We start from the raw sequence: 18,111 nt of genomic DNA on the forward strand, positions 1-18,111 counted from the left end.
AACCGATCGTCAGGCTACGACGCTGCTGCTGAACGGCCGGGTGCACAGCCCCAGCCACCCCGACGCCACCGCCATGGCGGTGCGCGGCGATGTCGTCGCATGGTTGGGCAGCGATGACGTCGGCCGCAGCCAGTTTCCCGACGCCGAGGTCGTGGATCTCGACGGCGGCTTCGTCGCGCCGGGATTCGTCGACAGCCATATCCACCTGACCGCGACCGGCCTCGCCCTCACCGGGCTCGACCTGCGGCCTGCCACGTCGCGCGCGCAGTGCATCCAGATGGTCGCCGAGCATGCCGCCGCGCACCCGGGCCAACCTGTGTGGGGGCACGGCTGGGACGAGTCGTCGTGGCCCGACAACACCGCGCCGAGCACCACCGACCTCGACGCGGTGCTCGGGGACCGGCCCGCTTACCTGGCTCGCGTCGACGTTCATTCCGCCCTGGCCTCGTCGGCGCTGCGACGCATGGTCGCGGAGCTGCCGGCGGCGGACGGCTTCAGCGCGGAGGGGCCGCTCGCCGACGATGCGCACCACCTGGTCCGGGCGACCGCCCGTAACCTGCTGACCGCCGGGCAGCTGGCCGACGCCCGGACCGCCGCGCTCCGCGCCGCCGCCGCGGTCGGCATCGTCGCGGTGCACGAATGCGCCGGGCCCGAGATCGGCGGCCTTGACGACTGGCTGGCGCTTCGCGCCCTCGATCACGGCGTCGAGGTCATCGGTTACTGGGGCGAGGCGGTGACCAGCCCGGCGCAGGCCCGCGCGCTGATGGACCTGACCGGAGCCCGCGGGCTGGCCGGCGACCTGTTCGTCGACGGGGCGCTCGGGTCCCGCACCGCCTGGCTGCACGAGCCGTACACCGACGCGCCCGACCAAATCGGCACCTGCCACTTGGACCATGACGTCATCGAGGCGCATCTGCGGGCCTGCACCCAGGCCGAGGTGACGGCGGGTTTCCATGTCATCGGCGATGCCGCGGTCTCCGCGGTCGTCGATGCCATCGAACGGGTCGTGGCCGACCTGGGGGCGGCCGCCGTCGCCCGTTGCGGGCATCGTCTGGAGCACCTCGAGATGGTGACGGCCGATCAGGCCGCCAAACTCGGCGCGTGGGGCGTCATCGCCAGCGTGCAGCCCAATTTCGATGCGCTGTGGGGTGGCGACGACGGCATGTACGCCCGCCGGCTCGGCGCCGAACGAGGCAGCCGGCTCAACCCGCTGGCGCTGTTAGCATCCCAAGGCGTGCCCCTCGCGCTCGGTACCGACGCCCCGGTGACGGGTCTTGACCCGTGGGCCAGCGTGCGCGCGGCCGTCAACCATCACACCGCAGGCAGCGCCGTGTCGGCGCGGGCCGCATTCGCAGCCGCGACCCGTGGCGGCTGGCGCGCGAGCGGCGTCCGAGACGGCGTGACGGGGACCCTGGCGCCGGGTGCGCCCGCCTCCTACGCCGTCTGGGACGCCGAAGCCCTCGACGTGAGCGCACCGCGCGACGCGGTGCAGCGCTGGTCCACCGACCCGCGCTCGCGGGTGCCCGCATTGCCGCGGCTGGGGCCGGCCGACGCTTTGCCGCGTTGCCGGCGGACCGTCCATCGGGGCGCTGTCATCTATGGCTAACGGTCGGCACGAGCGGCCCGACGACGCCGAATCGGAGCGCGACGAAGAGCCCACCGACGCGCCGGTACGCACGGACAGGCATGACGCTCCCGGCGTGGCCGAGCGCGCGGGCGCGATAGCGCGGCGGGCACTGGCGGGGGTGGTCGCCGCGGTGGTCGCTCGGCTGCCGGGCCTGCAGGCGGCGCTGCAGCCACGCCTGGCGCGGCTGCTGGTCACCGTCGTGGCCGGATTGCTGATGTGCGCCAGCTTCCCGTCGCTGAGCTGGTGGTGGGCCGCGGTGGTCGCCGCCGCGCTGTTGGCCTGGGTGCTCAAGCACCCCGCCACCACGGTGGTCGGCGGCCTGGGCTACGGATTTCTGTTCGGGCTCGCGTTTTATCTACCGCTGCTGCCGTGGATCAGCCTGCTGGTGGGCGACGTGCCGTGGTTGGCGTTGGCGATGGTGTGCGCGCTGTTTCCCGCGCTGTTCGGCCTGTTCGCCGTCGTGGTGCGGCGGCTGCCCGGCTGGCCGGTCTGGTTCGCGTTGGTGTGGGCGGCCCAGGAGTGGTTGAAGTCGATCGTTCCGTTCGGCGGGTTTCCCTGGGGGTCAGTGGCGTTCGGTCAAGCCGACGGTCCGCTGCTGCCGTTGGTCAAGCTCGGCGGCGTTGCGCTGCTGTCGACGGCCGTCGTGTTGGTGGGCTTTAGCGCGACCGCGATCGCGCTGGAAATCATGAAATGGTGGCGAACCGAGGCGCCCCACAAGGACGCCAAGGATGCCGAGGACGCCGATCAACGGCCGCCCGCGGTGGTGCTGCCGGGGATTTGCATCTGCCTAGTGTTGTTCGCTGCCGTCATCATCTGGCCGCAGGTGCGGCACGCCGGCGCCGGAGCGGGTGGCGAACCCACGGTCACCGTCGCGGCCGTGCAGGGCAACGTCCCCCGGCTCGGTCTCGACTTCAACGCGCAACGCAGAGCGGTGCTGGACAACCACGTCCAGGAGACGCTGCGACTCGCCGAGAACGTGCGCGCCGGGCTCGCACCACAACCTCAATTCGTCATCTGGCCCGAGGACTCCTCGGACGTCGATCCGTTGCTCAATGCCGACGCCGGGCAGCAGATCGCGCAGGCGGCCCATGCGATCGGCGCGCCAATCCTGGTCGGCACCGTCCTCGCGGCGCCCGGCAGCACGCCGGAACGCGAGGAATACACCAACACGATGATCGTCTGGAATCCGGTCAGCGGCCCGGCCGACCGCCACGACAAGGAAATCGTGCAGCCGTTCGGCGAATACCTGCCGATGCCGTGGCTCTTCAAGCATCTCTCTTCCTACGCCGACCGCGCGGGCAACATGGTGCCCCGCAAGAGCAGCGACGTGGTGCAGATCGCGGGGGTACCGGTCGGTGTGGCCACATGCTGGGAAGTGATCTTCGACCGCGAGCCGCGCAAAGCTGTCCGCAACGGCGCCCAGCTGTTGGCCGTGCCAGCCAACAACGCCACCTTCAACAGGCGCATGAGCGAGCAACAGCTCGCCTTCGCCAAGGTCCGCGCCGTGGAACACGACCGATACGTCGTGGTCGCCGGCACCACCGGGATCAGTTCGGTGATCGCGCCGGACGGGGCCGAGTTGGTCCGCACCGGATTCTTCGAGCCCGGCTATCTGGACATCCAGGTGCGCCTCAAGACGCAGCTGACGCCGGCCACCCGCTGGGGGCCGATCGTGCAATGGTTGCTGGTCGTGGCGGCCGGAGCGGCCATTCTGGTCGGGATACGGCACAATGGGTGGTCCCCGCGTCCGGTTCGGCCGAGGTTGCGGCCCTTCCGGGCGAGGCCTTCGGGTGAATCGGACGATTCCGGTAAGTTCCCGGGCGACGCCGCGGGCGACTTGGATATGACGCAAGACGCCGCGCCCGACGAGGACGGCGACCACAACTCGCCGGAAGAAGGCGGTGACGAGACCCCGCTCGACGAGGGCGGCCCACCCAGTTTCGGGCGACACAGTTTCGGGCGACACAGAGGAGCTACATGACCACCGGCCAGCAGGCGCCCCGCGTTCCGGGCAATCGGCCCAGCCAACGCGTCCTGGTGATCATCCCCACCTTCAACGAGCTGGAGAACCTGCCGGTGATCCACCGGCGGCTGAAGGACGCGTGCCCCGAGGTGCACCTGCTGATCGTGGACGACAGCAGCCCGGACGGTACGGGCGAGCTCGCCGACGAGTTGGCCGCGGCCGATCCGGGCCGCACCCATGTCATGCACCGCACGGCCAAGGACGGCCTGGGCGCCGCCTATCTGGCGGGCTTCGCGTGGGGGTTGAGCCGGGACTACTCGGTGCTCGTCGAGATGGACGCGGACGGCAGCCACGCGCCCGAGCAGCTGCACCGCCTGCTCGACGCCGTCGACGCCGGAGCCGACCTGGCGATCGGTTCGCGCTACGTCGACGGCGGAACGGTACGCAACTGGCCGTGGCGGCGCTGGGCCCTGTCCTGGACGGCCAACACCTATGCGCGGGTGGCGCTCGGCATCGATGTCCACGACATCACCGCCGGCTACCGCGCCTACCGTCGCGAAGTCTTGGAGGCGATCGACCTCGACGGTGTCGACTCCAAGGGCTACTGCTTCCAGATCGATCTGACCTGGCGGACGGTGTGCAACGGCTTCGCCATCGTCGAAGTGCCGATCACCTTCACCGAGCGCGAACTCGGCGTGTCGAAGATGAGCGGATCCAACATCCGCGAGGCCCTGGTGAAGGTCACTCGGTGGGGGATCCAGGGGCGAACCCCCAGCGCCCGTGCGGCGCGGGCCGACAACCGCACCAAGTCGGCGGGGGCCCAAGGGGCTTAAGGACGGAGTCAGCCCGCGTTAGCCGCGGCGCTTTGACCTGATCAGTTCGAGGCGCTCCTTGAGCAGCTCTTCGAGCTCATCGACCGTGCGGCGTTCCAGCAACATGTCCCAGTGCGTCCGCGGCGGCTTGACCTTCTTCGGCTCCGGCAAATCACCCTCGACCAGGGTGCCTTCCATGCCGTTGCGGCACAGCCAGGTGCCGGGGATCTCGGCGTCGTCGGCGAACGGCACCTCGAACTCCTCGCCGTTCTCGGTCCGGTAGCGCGCGATCTGGCGCGGCGCCAGGTCGTGGTTGCGGTCGGTTTCGTAGCTCACGGCTCCGAGGCGACTGCCCCTCAGTACTCGATCCGCCATGGGTGCTACTCCTCTAGGTTCTGTGGGATTCTCTCCGCTTTGGCAAACGTTACGGTGCTCGGCGTAGTTCCCGGGCCGACACGCGGCCTACGCGGCGCGACCATCAATGATACCGGGATGGCCGAACGTGGCCGACTAAAGTCGGCAAGCGTGACCCGCCGTGCCCGTCCGCAGCCCTGCCGTTGGTGTGGCCGAGACGTCGCCGATGTCGGCATGGGGCGCCGCCGCCAGTACTGCCGGCAGTCGTGCCGGCAGCGGGCCTACGAGCAACGGGCCTCGCTCAGCCGGGGCGAGGCGGGGGCAGCCCTGGCGCTGCCGGCCGATGCGGTGGTGCTGTCGGCCGACGAGGCGGCCGACCTCTCGGATCGCGTTTACCAGGTGCGATGCGCGGCGGAGGACGTCGCCACGGCGCTCGATGAGGGAGCCGAGGCAATCGAACTGCGCGCCCTGTGCGACGTGCTGATCCGCGCCGCCCGGGCCGCCGACGGCTGGCGCCGAGTGGGCGTCTGACCGCGACGCCCGTCAGCGCGGCGCCCGGACGGCTCGCGTCGAGATTCGCAGCGCCATGCGCCTGACCACCGCCGATGCGTAGGCGGGTACAGTCACGCCATGGACGGTGCACCGAATCTGAGGGACTTCGGGGTCACCGCACGCGTCGCCGGGCCGCGTCGGACGTTTTGAAATCCAGCCGGAGTTGGCCATACTCACCAGCGACATTCTTGGGTCGGACAGCAGCACGACGACGTCGCTTCGTGCCGCAACTTCCGTGACTCGGCGACAGCCGCATCCGGCGGTGAACGACGGCCAATGGTAGGCGAGGGGCAGTGATGGTGGACCAACTCCAGCATGCGACCGAGGCGCTGCGCAAAGCGCTGGTCCAGGTCGAACGCCTGAAGCGCACCAACCGCGCGCTGCTGGAGCGGTCGAGCGAGCCGATCGCGATCGTCGGGATGTCCTGCCGCTTCCCGGGCGGCGTCGACAGCCCCGAGGCTCTGTGGCAAATGGTTGCCGACGGCCGCGACGTGATCTCGGAGTTTCCCACCGACCGTGGGTGGGACCTGGCGGCACTGATCGACCCCGACCCCGACGCGCGCCACAAGACCTACGCGCACACCGGGGGCTTCGTCGACAACGTCGCGGACTTCGACCCCGCGTTCTTCGGCATCGCCCCCAGCGAAGCCCTGGCGATGGACCCCCAGCATCGGATGTTGCTGGAGCTGTCGTGGGAAGCGTTGGAGCGCGCGGGAATTGACCCCAGCGGGCTGCGCGGCAGCGCCACCGGGGTGTTCGCCGGGCTCATCGTCCAGGGCTACGGCATGCTCGCCGAGGAGATCGAGGGCTATCGCCTGACGGGCATGACGTCCAGCGTCGCCTCGGGACGCGTCTCGTATGTGCTGGGCCTGGAGGGCCCGGCGGTGTCGGTGGACACGGCGTGTTCGTCGTCGTTGGTGGCGCTGCACATGGCGGTGCAGTCGCTGCGCTCGGGGGAGTGCGACCTGGCCCTGGCCGGCGGCGCGACGGTAAACGCCACGCCGACGGTCTTCGTCGAATTCAGCCGGCACCGCGGATTGGCGCCCGACGGGCGATGCAAGGCCTACGCCGGGGCCGCCGACGGGGTCGGCTGGTCCGAGGGCGGGGCGATCCTCGTCGTGGAGCGGTTGTCGGATGCGCAGCGGTTGGGTCATCCGGTGTTAGCCGTGGTGCGCGGTTCGGCGGTCAATCAGGATGGCGCGTCGAACGGATTGACCGCGCCGAACGGTCCGTCGCAGCAGCGGGTGGTGCGCGCGGCACTGGCCAACGCGGGGCTCTCGGCGGCCGAGGTCGATGTGGTCGAAGGCCATGGGACGGGCACCACGCTGGGTGACCCGATCGAGGCCCAGGCCTTGCTGGCTACCTATGGCCAGGACCGCGACGAGCCGCTGTGGCTGGGATCGATCAAGTCGAACATGGGTCATACCCAGGCCGCCGCCGGTGTGGCCGGGGTAATCAAGATGGTGCAGGCCATGCGCCACGGGGTGCTGCCGGCGACGCTGCATGTGGATGCGCCGAGCCCGCACGTCGATTGGTCCGCGGGCGCGGTGTCGCTGCTGACCGAGGCGCGGGCGTGGCCGGCGGATCATCAGCGTCGAGCCGGGGTGTCGTCCTTCGGGATCAGCGGAACCAACGCGCACGTGATCGTCGAGGCCGCTCCCGCGGAGCCGGCGCGCGACGTTGCTCCGGCGCGGCCGGTGGTGCCGTGGGCGATCTCGGCGAAGTCGGAGGCGGCGCTGCGGGCGCAGGCGGCGCGGTTGGCCGCGCACGTGCGCGCGCACGACGAGCTCGATGTCGCCGATGTCGGGTGGACGCTGGCGGGGCGGGCGACGTTTGACCATCGGGCCGTTGTCGTGGGTGGCGACCGCGACCGGTTGCTGGCCGGGTTGGACGAGCTGGCCGACGACGACGTCGCCGCGTCGATTGTGCGCGGCACCGCGGCGCCGGCGGGCAAGACCGTGTTCGTTTTCCCCGGCCAAGGTTCCCAGTGGCTGGGCATGGGCATCGAATTGTTCGACACCGCACCGGTATTCGCGCGGCAGATCGAGGCATGCGCGGAGGCTTTCACGGAATTCGTCGACTGGTCGCTGATCGACGTGCTGCGCGGCGCCCCCGGTGCGCCGGGGATGGACCGCGTGGACGTCGTTCAGCCGGTCCTCTTCGCGATGATGGTGTCGCTCGCCGAGCTGTGGAAGTCGATCGGAGTAAATCCGGATGCGGTGATCGGCCACTCACAGGGAGAAATCGCCGCGGCCTATGTCGCCGGGGCGCTGTCGCTGCGCGACGCCGCCCGGGTGGTCACGCTGCGCAGCAAGCTGCTGACGTCGCTGGCCGGTCCCGGGGGCATGCTGTCCATCGCGTGCAGCACCGAGCGGGCCCGGGAGTTGTTGGCGCCCTACGGCGATCGGGTCAGCGTCGCCGCCGTCAACGGCCGGTCGGCCGTCGTGGTGTCGGGTGAGGTGGCGGCGCTCGACGAGCTCGTCGGTTTCTGTGCCGACCTGGAGCTGCGAACCCGGCGGATCGATGTGGACTACGCGTCGCATTCGGTTGAGGTCGAGGCGATCCGCGGCGAGCTGGCGGAGGTTCTCGCCGGTATCGAGCCGCAGTCCTCCCGCATCGCTTTCTTTTCCACCGTGACCGGAACCCGCTTGGACACAGCGGGATTGGATGCCGACTACTGGTATCGCAACATCCGCCAGACCGTGCAGTTCGACCAGGCCGTGCGCAGCGCGGGTGAGCACGGGTATCGAACGTTCATCGAATCCAGTCCCCATCCGGCCCTGGTCGCGGGGATCGAGGACACCGTCAACGACTGCCTGGGCGGTGACGGCGAGGCCATCGTCGTTCCCACCCTGGGCCGCGACGAAGGTGGACTCGAGCGGTTCCTGACGTCGGCCGCTACCGCGTTCGTCGCGGGAGTGTGCGTGGATTGGCGCGGTGCCCTGGGCGGCGCCGGCTTCGTGGAGCTGCCGACGTACGCCTTTGACCGCCGGCGGTTTTGGCTGTCCGGTGAGGGTGTTGCGGCCGACGCCACCGGCCTGGGGCTGGGCAGCAGCGAGCACCCGCTGCTGAGCGCGGTCGTCGAGCTGCCCGCGTCCGGCGGGGTGGTGCTGACGGGTCGTTTGTCGCCCAGCTTGCAGGGCTGGCTCGCCGATCACGCCGTGTCCGGCGCGGTCGTGTTCCCCGGCGCCGGGTTCGTGGAGTTGGCGATCCGTGCGGGCGACGAAGTCGGTTGCTCGACGGTCGACGAGCTGACGCTGCAGGCGCCGTTGATGTTGCCGGCCAAGGATTCTGGGCTCGGCTCGGCCGCCGTCCAGGTGGTGGTGGGCCCCGCCGACGAATCGGACCGGCGAAGTGTCTCGATTTTCTCGCGCACCGATGCCGACTCCGGCTGGGTCTGCCACGCCGAGGGCACGCTGAGCCCCGGCTCGATCGAGCCGGACGCGGATCTGTCCGCGTGGCCGCCGGCGAACGCGGTCCTGGCCGACCCGGCCGACGGCTACGAGCAACTGGCCGCCCTCGGCTACGGCTACGGCCCGGCCTTCAAGGGATTGACCGCGACGTGGGTGCGCGGCGACGAGGTGTTCGCCGAGGTGCGGCTGCCCGAAGCCGCCGGCGGCGTCAACGGGTTCGGCGTGCACCCCGTGTTGCTCGACGCGGCGATGCACGCCCTGGCGATGGGCCACCAAATCACCGGCCGGACCGGCGAAATGATGTTGCCCTTCTCGTGGCAGGGCGTGTCGTTGCATGCCGCGGGCGCATCGGCGGTGCGCGCGCGCATCGCACCGGCGGACGGCGCAGCCGCCAACGCGGTCTCCATCGAGCTGGCCGACGCGCTGGGATTGCCGGTGCTGTCGGTGCGCGCGATGGTGGCGCGCCCGGTCAACGAGCGGCAGCTGCGTGCGGCGGTGTCGGGCGCGGGCCCGGACCGGCTGTTCGAGGTGATCTGGTCGCCCGCCGCGACGCAAGCCGAGTTACCCGTTCATCAGGTATTCGAATCGCTTGCGACCCATGACAACCCGATCGCGGAAACCTACGAGCGCACCCACCAGGCCCTGGGCGCCGTGCAGTCGTGGCTGACCGAGCAGGACTGCGGCGTCCTGGTCGTCGCGACCCGGGGTGCGATGGGATTGGCGGGCGAGGACGTCACCGACCTGGCGGGCGCGGCGGTGTGGGGGCTGGCACGCTCGGCGCAGACCGAGCATCCCGGCCGGATCGTGCTCGTGGATTCCGACGCGGCGCTCGACGACAGCGCGATAGCCGCCGTTCTCGCGACCGGTGAACCCCAGGTGTTGCTGCGCGACGACAAGGTTTACACCCCGCGGGTGCACGGCAGCCGCGGGGTGTACGGGATCATGACACCTCCTGGCGAGGGGCCCTGGCGGCTGGGTATCGACACCGCGGGCACCTTCGAAAACCTGCAACTGGAGCCGGTTCCCAACGCCGACGCGCCGCTGGAACCGGGCCAGGTCCGGGTCGCCCTGCGCGCCATCGCGACAAACTTCCGCGACGTCATGATCACGCTGGGCATGTTCACCCACGACGCCCTGCTCGGCGGCGAAGGCGCCGGCGTGGTGGTCGAAGTCGGCCCGGGCGTCACCGAGTTCGCCGTCGGCGATTCGGTATACGGCTTCTTCCCCGACGGCAGCGGCACGCTGGTCCCCGGCGACGTCCGCCTGCTGCTGCCGATGCCCGCCGACTGGACTTACACCGAAGCCGCCGGTATCTCAGCGGTTTTCACCACCGCATACATGGCGTTCATCCACCTGGCCGACGTCAAGCCGGGGCAGCGGGTGCTGGTGCACGCCGCCGCCGGCGGGGTGGGCATGGCCGCCGTACAGCTGGCGCGGCATCTCGGCCTCGAGGTGTTCGGGACCGCGAGCCGCGGCAAGTGGGACACGTTGCGGGCCATGGGCTTCGACGACGACCACATCGGGGACTCACGCACTTTGGAGTTCGAGGACAAGTTCCGGTCAGTGACCGGCGGCCGTGGCATGGATGTGGTGCTGGACTCGCTGGCCGGTGAATTCGTCGACGCCTCACTGCGGCTGGTCGCGCCCGGCGGGATTTTCCTGGAGATGGGCAAGACCGACATCCGGGACCCGGGCGCGGTGGCCCAGGAATACCCCGGCGTGCGCTACCGCGCCTTCGACCTCTTCGAACCCGGCCGTCCCCGGATGCATCAGTGGATGCTGGAACTCGCCGGCCTTTTCGACGCCGGGGTGCTGAAGCCCTTGCCGGCGACGACATTTGACGTGAGGCGCGCGCGCAGCGCGTTGAGGTACCTGAGCCAGGCTCGTCATGTGGGCAAGGTCGTCATGACGCTTCCCACCGGGCCAGGCGGTGCGCTGGGGGCCGGCGCCGTGTTGATCACCGGCGGGACCGGCATGGCGGGCTCGACGTTGGCCCGTCACCTCGTCGCGCAGCACCGCGCTCGCGACTTGGTGTTGCTGAGTCGCAGCGGACCCGAGGCACCCGGGTCCGCCGAATTGGTCGCGGAATTGGAGGCGGCCGGGGCCCGGGTGCGGGTGGTCGCGTGCGACGCGGCCGACCGTGCCGCGCTGGCGAGGGTGATCGCCGATGTCTCGGCGCAAGGGCCGCTGACGGGCGTGATTCACGCGGCCGGTGTGCTTGACGACGCCGTGGTGACCTCCCTGACGCCCGAGCGCATCGACACGGTGCTGCGGGCCAAGGTCGACGCGGCGTGGAACCTGCACGAGTTGACCCGCGATCTGAATCTTTCTGCGTTCGTGATGTTTTCGTCGATGGCGGGGCTGGTGGGGTCGTCCGGCCAGGCGAACTACGGGGCCGCCAACTCGTTCCTCGATGCGCTGGCCGCTCATCGGCGGGCGCACGGGCTGCCGGCGATCTCGCTGGCGTGGGGGCTGTGGGATCAAGCCAGCGCCATGACGGGCGGGCTGGACGCCGCCGACCTCGCGCGGCTCGGCCGGGACGGGATCCTCGCGTTGTCCTCTGCCGAGGCGATGGAACTGTTCGACACCGCGCTGATTGTCGACGAGCCGTTCATCGCGCCCGCCCGCATCGATCTCGGCGCCCTGCGCGCCCACGCGGTCGCGGTACCACCGATGTTCAGTGACCTCGTCAAAGCGCCGACGCGGCGCCGGGTCGACGACTCGCTGGCCGCCGCGAAATCGAAATCGGCGCTCGCGCATCGCCTGGACGGGCTGCCCGAAGCCGAGCAGCACGCCGTGCTGCTGGATCTGGTGCGCTCGCACATCGCCACGGTGCTGGGGAACACCACGGCCGAGGCGATCGACCCGGACAAGGCGTTCCAGGAATTGGGCTTCGACTCGCTGACCGCGGTCGAAATGCGTAACCGGCTCAAAACCGCTACGGGACTGGCTCTTTCGCCCACGTTGATCTTCGACTACCCGACACCCAACGGCCTGGCCGGCTACATCCGCACCGAACTCGCCGGAGTGCCGCAAGAAATCAAGCCCGCCCCGGTCGCGCGCGCCACCGGCGACGATCCGATCGCAATCGTGGGCATGGCGTGCCGCTATCCGGGCGGGGTGAATTCTCCAGACGACTTGTGGGACATGCTCATCGAGGGCCGTGACGTGCTCTCCGAATTCCCCACCGATCGCGGCTGGAACCTGACCGGGCTGTACAACCCGGACCCCGACGTTCCGGGCACCTGCTACACCCGCACCGGTGGCTTCGTGGACGGCGTCGCGGACTTCGATCCCGCCTTCTTCGGCATCACGCCGAGCGAGGCGCTGGCCATGGATCCGCAGCAACGGCTGTTCCTGGAATTGTCCTGGGAAGCCTTGGAGCGCTCGGGAATCGAGCCCGGCGGGCTGCGCGGCAGCGCCACCGGCGTGTTCGCCGGGGTGTACACGCAGGGCTACGGCATCGGCGCCGCGCCGGCCGCCGAGGGCTTCCGCCTGACCGGACAGTCGTCGAGCGTGGCGTCCGGACGGATTTCGTACGCGCTGGGGCTGGAGGGCCCCGCCGTCTCGGTGGACACGGCCTGCTCGTCGTCGTTGGTTGCCTTGCACATGGCGGCGCAGTCGCTGCGCTCGGGCGAATGCGACCTGGCCCTGGCCGGTGGAGTCACCGTCAACGCCACACCCGATATCTTCGTCGAATTCAGCCGCATGCGCGGGCTGTCGGCGGACGGGCGCTGCAAGGCATACGCGGGCGCGGCCGACGGCACCGGATTCTCCGAGGGCGGCGGCATGCTCGTCGTGGAGCGCCTGTCGGACGCGCGACGCCTGGGGCACCCCGTGCTGGCCGTGGTCCGCGGGTCGGCCATCAATCAGGACGGCGCCTCCAACGGATTGACCGCGCCCAACGGTCCCTCGCAGCAGCGCGTGGTGCGCGCCGCGCTGGCCAACGCCGGGCTGTCGGCGGCCGACGTGGAGGCGGTCGAGGGACACGGGACCGGAACCACATTGGGCGATCCGATCGAGGCACAGGCCTTGTTGGCGACCTATGGACAAGACCGGGCCGAACCGCTGTGGCTGGGGTCGATCAAGTCGAACATGGGCCACACGCAGGCCGCCGCCGGCGTCGCGGGTGTCATCAAGATGGTGCTGGCGATGCGCCGCGAAATGCTGCCCGCGACTTTGCATGTCGACGAGCCCAGCCCGCACGTGGACTGGTCGACGGGCTCCGTGTCGTTGCTGACCGAGGCGCGGGCATGGCCCGCGGACCATCCGCGTCGGGCCGGGGTGTCGTCGTTCGGGATCAGCGGCACTAACGCACACGTCATCGTCGAAGCGGTCCCGGCCGAGCAACCCGCCGAGCCGAAGCCATGCGTACCGGTGGTGCCGTGGGCAGTGTCGGCGAAGTCGCCGTCGGCCTTGAGATCTCAGGCCGCGCGGTTGGCGGCGCACGTGCGCGCCCACGGTGAACTTGACATCGCCGACGTGGGGTGGTCGTTGGCCGGCCGGTCGACGTTCGAGCATCGCGCCGTCGTCGTCGGCGGTGACCGCGAGGAATTGCTGACCGGGCTGGACGAGCTGGCCGGCGACGACCTGGCCGGGTCGTTCATCCGTGGTACCGCGATGCCCGCCGGCAAGACCGTGTTCGTATTCCCCGGGCAAGGTGCCCAGACACTGGGCATGGGAATGGAATTGCACGCCGCCTATCCGGCTTTCGCCGAGGCATTCGACGCCGTGGTGGCCGAACTCGACCGGCATCTGCTCCGCCCGCTGCGCGACGTCATCTGGGGGTTCGACGAAAACCTGTTGAACTCCACCGAATTCGCGCAGCCCGCGTTGTTCGCGGTGGAAGTCGCCCTGTTCCGGCTGCTCGAATCCTGGGGCGTGCGCCCGGATTTCGTGATGGGCCACTCGATCGGCGAGCTGTCAGCCGCGCACGTCGCCGGTGTCCTGTCGCTGGAGAACGCCGCGGTACTGGTGGCCGCCCGCGGCCGATTCATGCAGGCGCTGCCGGCGGGCGGGGCGATGATCGCCGTGCAAGCCACCGAAGAGGAGGTGCGGCCGCTGCTGGTGCCCGAGGTCGGCCTCGCCGCGGTCAACGGGCCGGCCTCCGTGGTGATTTCCGGCCCCGACGACGCCGTGACCGCGATCGCGGAGCGGCTCCGCGCCGACGGTCGTCGCGTCCATCAGCTCGCCGTCTCCCACGCCTTCCACTCCCCGTTGATGGATCCGATGATCGACGAATTCGGCACGGTCGCAGCCGGACTCGCCGTCGGCGCCGCCACCATCCCGATCGTGTCGAACGTGACCGGACAACTCGCGGGCGACGACTTCGCGTCGGCGGCGTACTGGAAGCGGCACGTGCGCGAAGCGGTGCGCTTCGCCGACAGCGTGCGCTTCGTGCACTCGGCCGGCGGCAACCGTTTCCTCGAAGTCGGCCCCAGCAGCGGGCTGACGGCATCGATCGAAGAGTCGCTACCGGATGTCGCCGTGACCACGATGTCGGCCCTGCGCAAGGACCGCCCGGAGCCGGTGTCCCTGACCAACGCCGTCGCGGCCGGGTTCGTCGCAGGGATGGCCGTGGACTGGCGCGGCGCCCTCGGCCAAGCTGGTCTGGTCGAATTGCCCACGTATGCCTTTGAGCGGCGGCGCTTTTGGCTGGCCGGCGATGGCACTGCGGTCGATGCCGCCGGGCTGGGCCTCGCGGCCGGCGAACATGCCCTACTCGGCGCGGTGGTGGAACTGCCGGCCTCGGGCGGAGTCGTGCTCACGGGCCGGTTGTCGCCGGCCGCGCAGGGCTGGCTCAACGATCATGCCGTCGGCGGGGTCGTGCTGTTCCCCGGCGCGGGATTTGTCGAGTTGGCGATCCGCGCTGGCGACCAGGTGGGCTGCGTAGTCGTCGACGAGCTGAATCTGGCGGCGCCGCTGGTGTTGCCGGCCGATGGATCGGTCGCCGTTCAGGTTGTGGTTGGCGGACCGGACGATTCGGGCGCACGCGAGGTGTCGGTGTTCTCGCGGACCGATACCGGGTCCGGGTGGTCGTTGCACGCCGAAGGCGTTCTGCGTGCGGGATCGATACAACCGGGCGCGGATCTGTCGGCGTGGCCGCCGGTGGGTGCGGTCGCGGTGGACGTCGGCGACGGATACGAGCGGCTGGCCGAGCGTGGCTACGGATACGGGCCCGCGTTCCGTGGCCTGACGACGATGTGGCGCCGCGGCGACGAAATCTTCGCCGAAGTCACCCTGCCCACCGACGCCGGAGTCTCGACGGCCGGGTTCGGCGTCCACCCGGCGATGCTCGACGCAGCACTGCACGCGGTCATCCTCGCGTCCGATAGCGGCGAGCTTCCAGAGGGCTCGATGCTGGTGCCGTTCTCCTGGCAGGGGGTGTCGTTGCACGCCGCGGGCGCGGCCGCCGTGCGAGCGCGCATCGTGCCGAACGGCCAATCGGCGGTGTCGATCGAGCTCGCCGACGGGTTGGGCCTGCCGGTGCTCTCGGTGGAGTCGATGGTGGCCCGCCCGGTGACCGACCAGCAGCTGTTGGCCGCGGTGTCCAGTTCGGGGCCGGACCGGCTCTTCGAGGTCGTCTGGTCCGCTCAGCCGTCGACCGCGGTGCAGCCCGTATCGGTGTCCGCTTGGGGGACAACGGAATTGGAGCAACCGGTCGAGGCCGAGCGATCGGCGGTGCTGTTCGAATCGGCACCAGTGGCCGGTGATGTCGTGACCGAGGTCTACGCGGCGACGCGCGCGGTGCTGCCGGTGCTGCAGTCGTGGCTGGCCCGCGACGGCGCGGAAACGTTGGTGGTGTCCACCCGCGGTGCCATGGCGCTGCCGGGGGAGGATGTCACCGATTTGGCGGGCGCGGCGGTGTGGGGGCTGGTGCGGTCGGCGCAGACCGAACATCCCGGCCGGATCGTGCTCGTCGACACCGACGAGCCCCTGGACGCCGACGCAATAGCGGCGGTTCTCGCGGTCGGCGAGCCGCAGGTGTTGGTGCGCAGTCGGACGGTCTACACCGCGCGGGTGCTGGGCAGCCGCGCGGTCGGCGGTCTCTTGGTGCCACCGGATGCCGGGCCGTGGCGGCTGGGCATGAGCAGTCGGGGAACCATCGAGAATCTGCGGTTGGAGCGAATTCCCGACGCCGATGCGGCGCTGGGGCCCGGTCAGGTGCGGGTCGCGTTGTCGGCCATCGCGGCTAACTTCCGCGACGTCATGATCGCGCTGGGCCTGTATCCCGATCCGGATGCGGTCATGGGTATCGAGGCCGCCGGCGTAATCATCGAAGCAGCCTCGGACGACGGACGTTTCACGGTCGGCGACCGCGTCATGGGCCTGTTCCCGGACGGGACGGGCACGGTCGCGATCACCGACCAGCGACTGCTCGTCAAGGTGCCGCAAGGATGGTCATACACGGCCGCCGCGACGGCTTCGGTGGTGTTCGCGACCGCGCGCTACGCGCTGGTCGACCTGGCGGACGTCAAACCCGGTCAGCGGGTGCTGGTGCACGCCGCCGCCGGTGGGGTGGGCATGGCCGCCGTCCAGCTGGCCCGCCACTTCGGCTTGGAAGTGTTCGCGACGGCCAGCCGCGGCAAGTGGGACACATTGCGGGCCATGGGCTTTGACGACGATCACATCGGCGATTCGCGCAGCCTCGAGTTCGAGGAAAAGTTCCGGGCCGCGACCGGCAGGACCGGTGTGGCCGGGATGGACGTGGTGCTCGACTCGCTCTCCGGCGATTTCGTGGATGCCTCGCTGCGCCTGGTCGCCCCTGGTGGGGTGTTCCTGGAGATGGGCAAGACCGATATTCGCGACCCCGAGGTCGTCGCCCGCGACCACGCCGGCGTGCGTTACCGCGCCTTCGACCTGTTCGAAGCCGGACCGGACCGCATCGCGCAGATGCTCGACGAGTTGGCGGCACTGTTCGGCGACGGCGTGCTGCGGCCGCTGCCGGTGACCAGATTTGATGTGCGACGTGCGCCTGCCGCGCTGCGGTACCTGAGCCAGGCCCGCCACGTCGGCAAGGTCGTGATGACGATGCCGGATGCGTGGACGGCCGGCACGGTCCTGATCACCGGCGCCACCGGGATGGCCGGTTCGGCGCTCGCGCGGCATGTGGTGGCCCGCCATGGGGCGCGGAATGTGGTGTTGGTCAGCCGGCGCGGTCCCGATGCACCCGGCGGTGCTGAGCTGATGTTCGAGCTGCGCGCGGCGGGCGCCCACGTGGAGCTGGTGGCCTGCGATGCCGCGGATCGCGAGGCGTTGGCGAAGGTGATCGCCGACATCCCGGTGCAGCACCCGCTGACCGGGGTGATTCACGCCGCCGGCGTGCTGGACGACGCGGTGGTGGCGTCACTGACTCCCGAGCGGATCGATGCCGTGCTGCGAGCCAAGGTCGACGCGGCGTGGAACCTGCACGAGTTGACGCGCGATTTGGATGTGTCTGCCTTCGTGATGTTTTCGTCGATAGCCGGGCTGGCGGGAGCATCGGGTCAGGCTAACTACGCGGCCGGCAATTCGTTCCTGGACGGGTTGGCCGCTCATCGACGGGCGCAGGGGCTGCCGGCGATTTCGCTGGGCTGGGGGCTGTGGGATCAGGCCAGCGCCATGACCGGCGGGCTGGGCGCCGCCGATCGCGCCCGATTCGGGCGGGACGGGATTGTCGCGATGTCCTCGGACGAGGCGCTGGAATTGATGGACACGGCGCTCGTCGTCGACGAGCCATTCATGCTGCCCGCCCACATCGACCTTGCGGCGCTGCGGGTGAAGTTCGACGCCGGCACGCTGCCGCCGATGTTCGTCGATTTGATCAATGCGCCCACCCGCCGCCAGGTCGACGACTCGCTGGCTGCCGCCAAGTCGAAATCGGCTCTGCTGCAACGCCTCGAAGGCCTACCCGAGGACGAGCAACAGGCCATCCTGCTGGATCTGGTGCGCTCGAACATTGCCACAGTGCTGGGGAGCTCCAGCGCCGAGGCCATCCATCCCGACAGGGCGTTCCAGGAGCTGGGCTTCGACTCGCTGACCGCCGTCGAGATGCGCAACCGACTGAAGTCCGCCACCGGCCTGGCGCTGTCGCCGACGTTGATCTTCGACTACCCGAACTCCGCCGCGCTGGCCGGTTACATGCACCGCGAACTCGTCGGCGCATCGGAGCAACAGGCCGTCGCCGCCGCGCCGGGCGAAGCCGAAATTCAGCGTGTCGTGGGGTCGATTCCGGTCAAGCGCCTGCGCCAGGCCGGAGTCCTGGAACTGTTGCTCGCGTTGGCAAATGAAGCCGACGGCGCCCCCGCCGCCCCTGCGGTGACGACAGAGAAGGACATCGCGGACATGGACCTCGACGACCTTCTCAACGCGGCCTTGATGGACGACGACGAGTAGCCATGAGCAAAGACA

The 18,111-nt window shown here is 70.1% G+C and carries 4 protein-coding genes and 1 pseudogene; 4 read left to right on the top strand and 1 reads right to left on the bottom strand.

Going from position 1 to position 18,111, the window contains the following annotated elements:
* The first annotated feature begins 73 nt into the window (after nucleotides 1–73).
* The gene (locus tag A5744_RS03810; RefSeq protein WP_076058725.1) at nucleotides 74–1,606 is read left to right on the top strand and encodes an amidohydrolase; all 1,533 of its coding nucleotides are present in this window, start codon (nucleotides 74–76) and stop codon (nucleotides 1,604–1,606) included.
* Nucleotides 1,607–1,745: 139 nt separating this feature from the next.
* Nucleotides 1,746–4,423 (top strand): annotated as a pseudogene (gene lnt / locus A5744_RS03815) (apolipoprotein N-acyltransferase).
* A gap of 18 nt (nucleotides 4,424–4,441) precedes the next feature.
* Here the strand turns inward: lnt and rbpA are convergent.
* On the bottom strand, nucleotides 4,442–4,777 hold the full coding sequence (gene rbpA, locus A5744_RS03825; RefSeq protein WP_076058549.1) for an RNA polymerase-binding protein RbpA: 336 nt from the start codon (nucleotides 4,775–4,777) through the stop codon (nucleotides 4,442–4,444).
* A 117-nt stretch (nucleotides 4,778–4,894) separates the two neighbouring features.
* On the opposite strand from rbpA, the gene A5744_RS24785 reads away from it, so the two are divergent.
* Together A5744_RS24785 and A5744_RS03835 are read left to right on the top strand one after the other, a co-directional pair.
* Entirely contained in the window at nucleotides 4,895–5,287 is a 393-nt protein-coding gene (locus tag A5744_RS24785) for a hypothetical protein (protein ID WP_076058551.1), read from the top strand.
* Nucleotides 5,288–5,604: 317 nt separating this feature from the next.
* Nucleotides 5,605–18,096, top strand: coding sequence for a type I polyketide synthase (locus tag A5744_RS03835; protein ID WP_076058552.1), 12,492 nt, complete (start codon nucleotides 5,605–5,607; stop codon nucleotides 18,094–18,096).
* The last annotated feature ends 15 nt before the right edge of the window (nucleotides 18,097–18,111 follow it).

This window comes from Mycobacterium sp. IS-1264 (assembly GCF_001954195.1).
In the GTDB taxonomy this organism is placed as follows: domain Bacteria; phylum Actinomycetota; class Actinomycetes; order Mycobacteriales; family Mycobacteriaceae; genus Mycobacterium.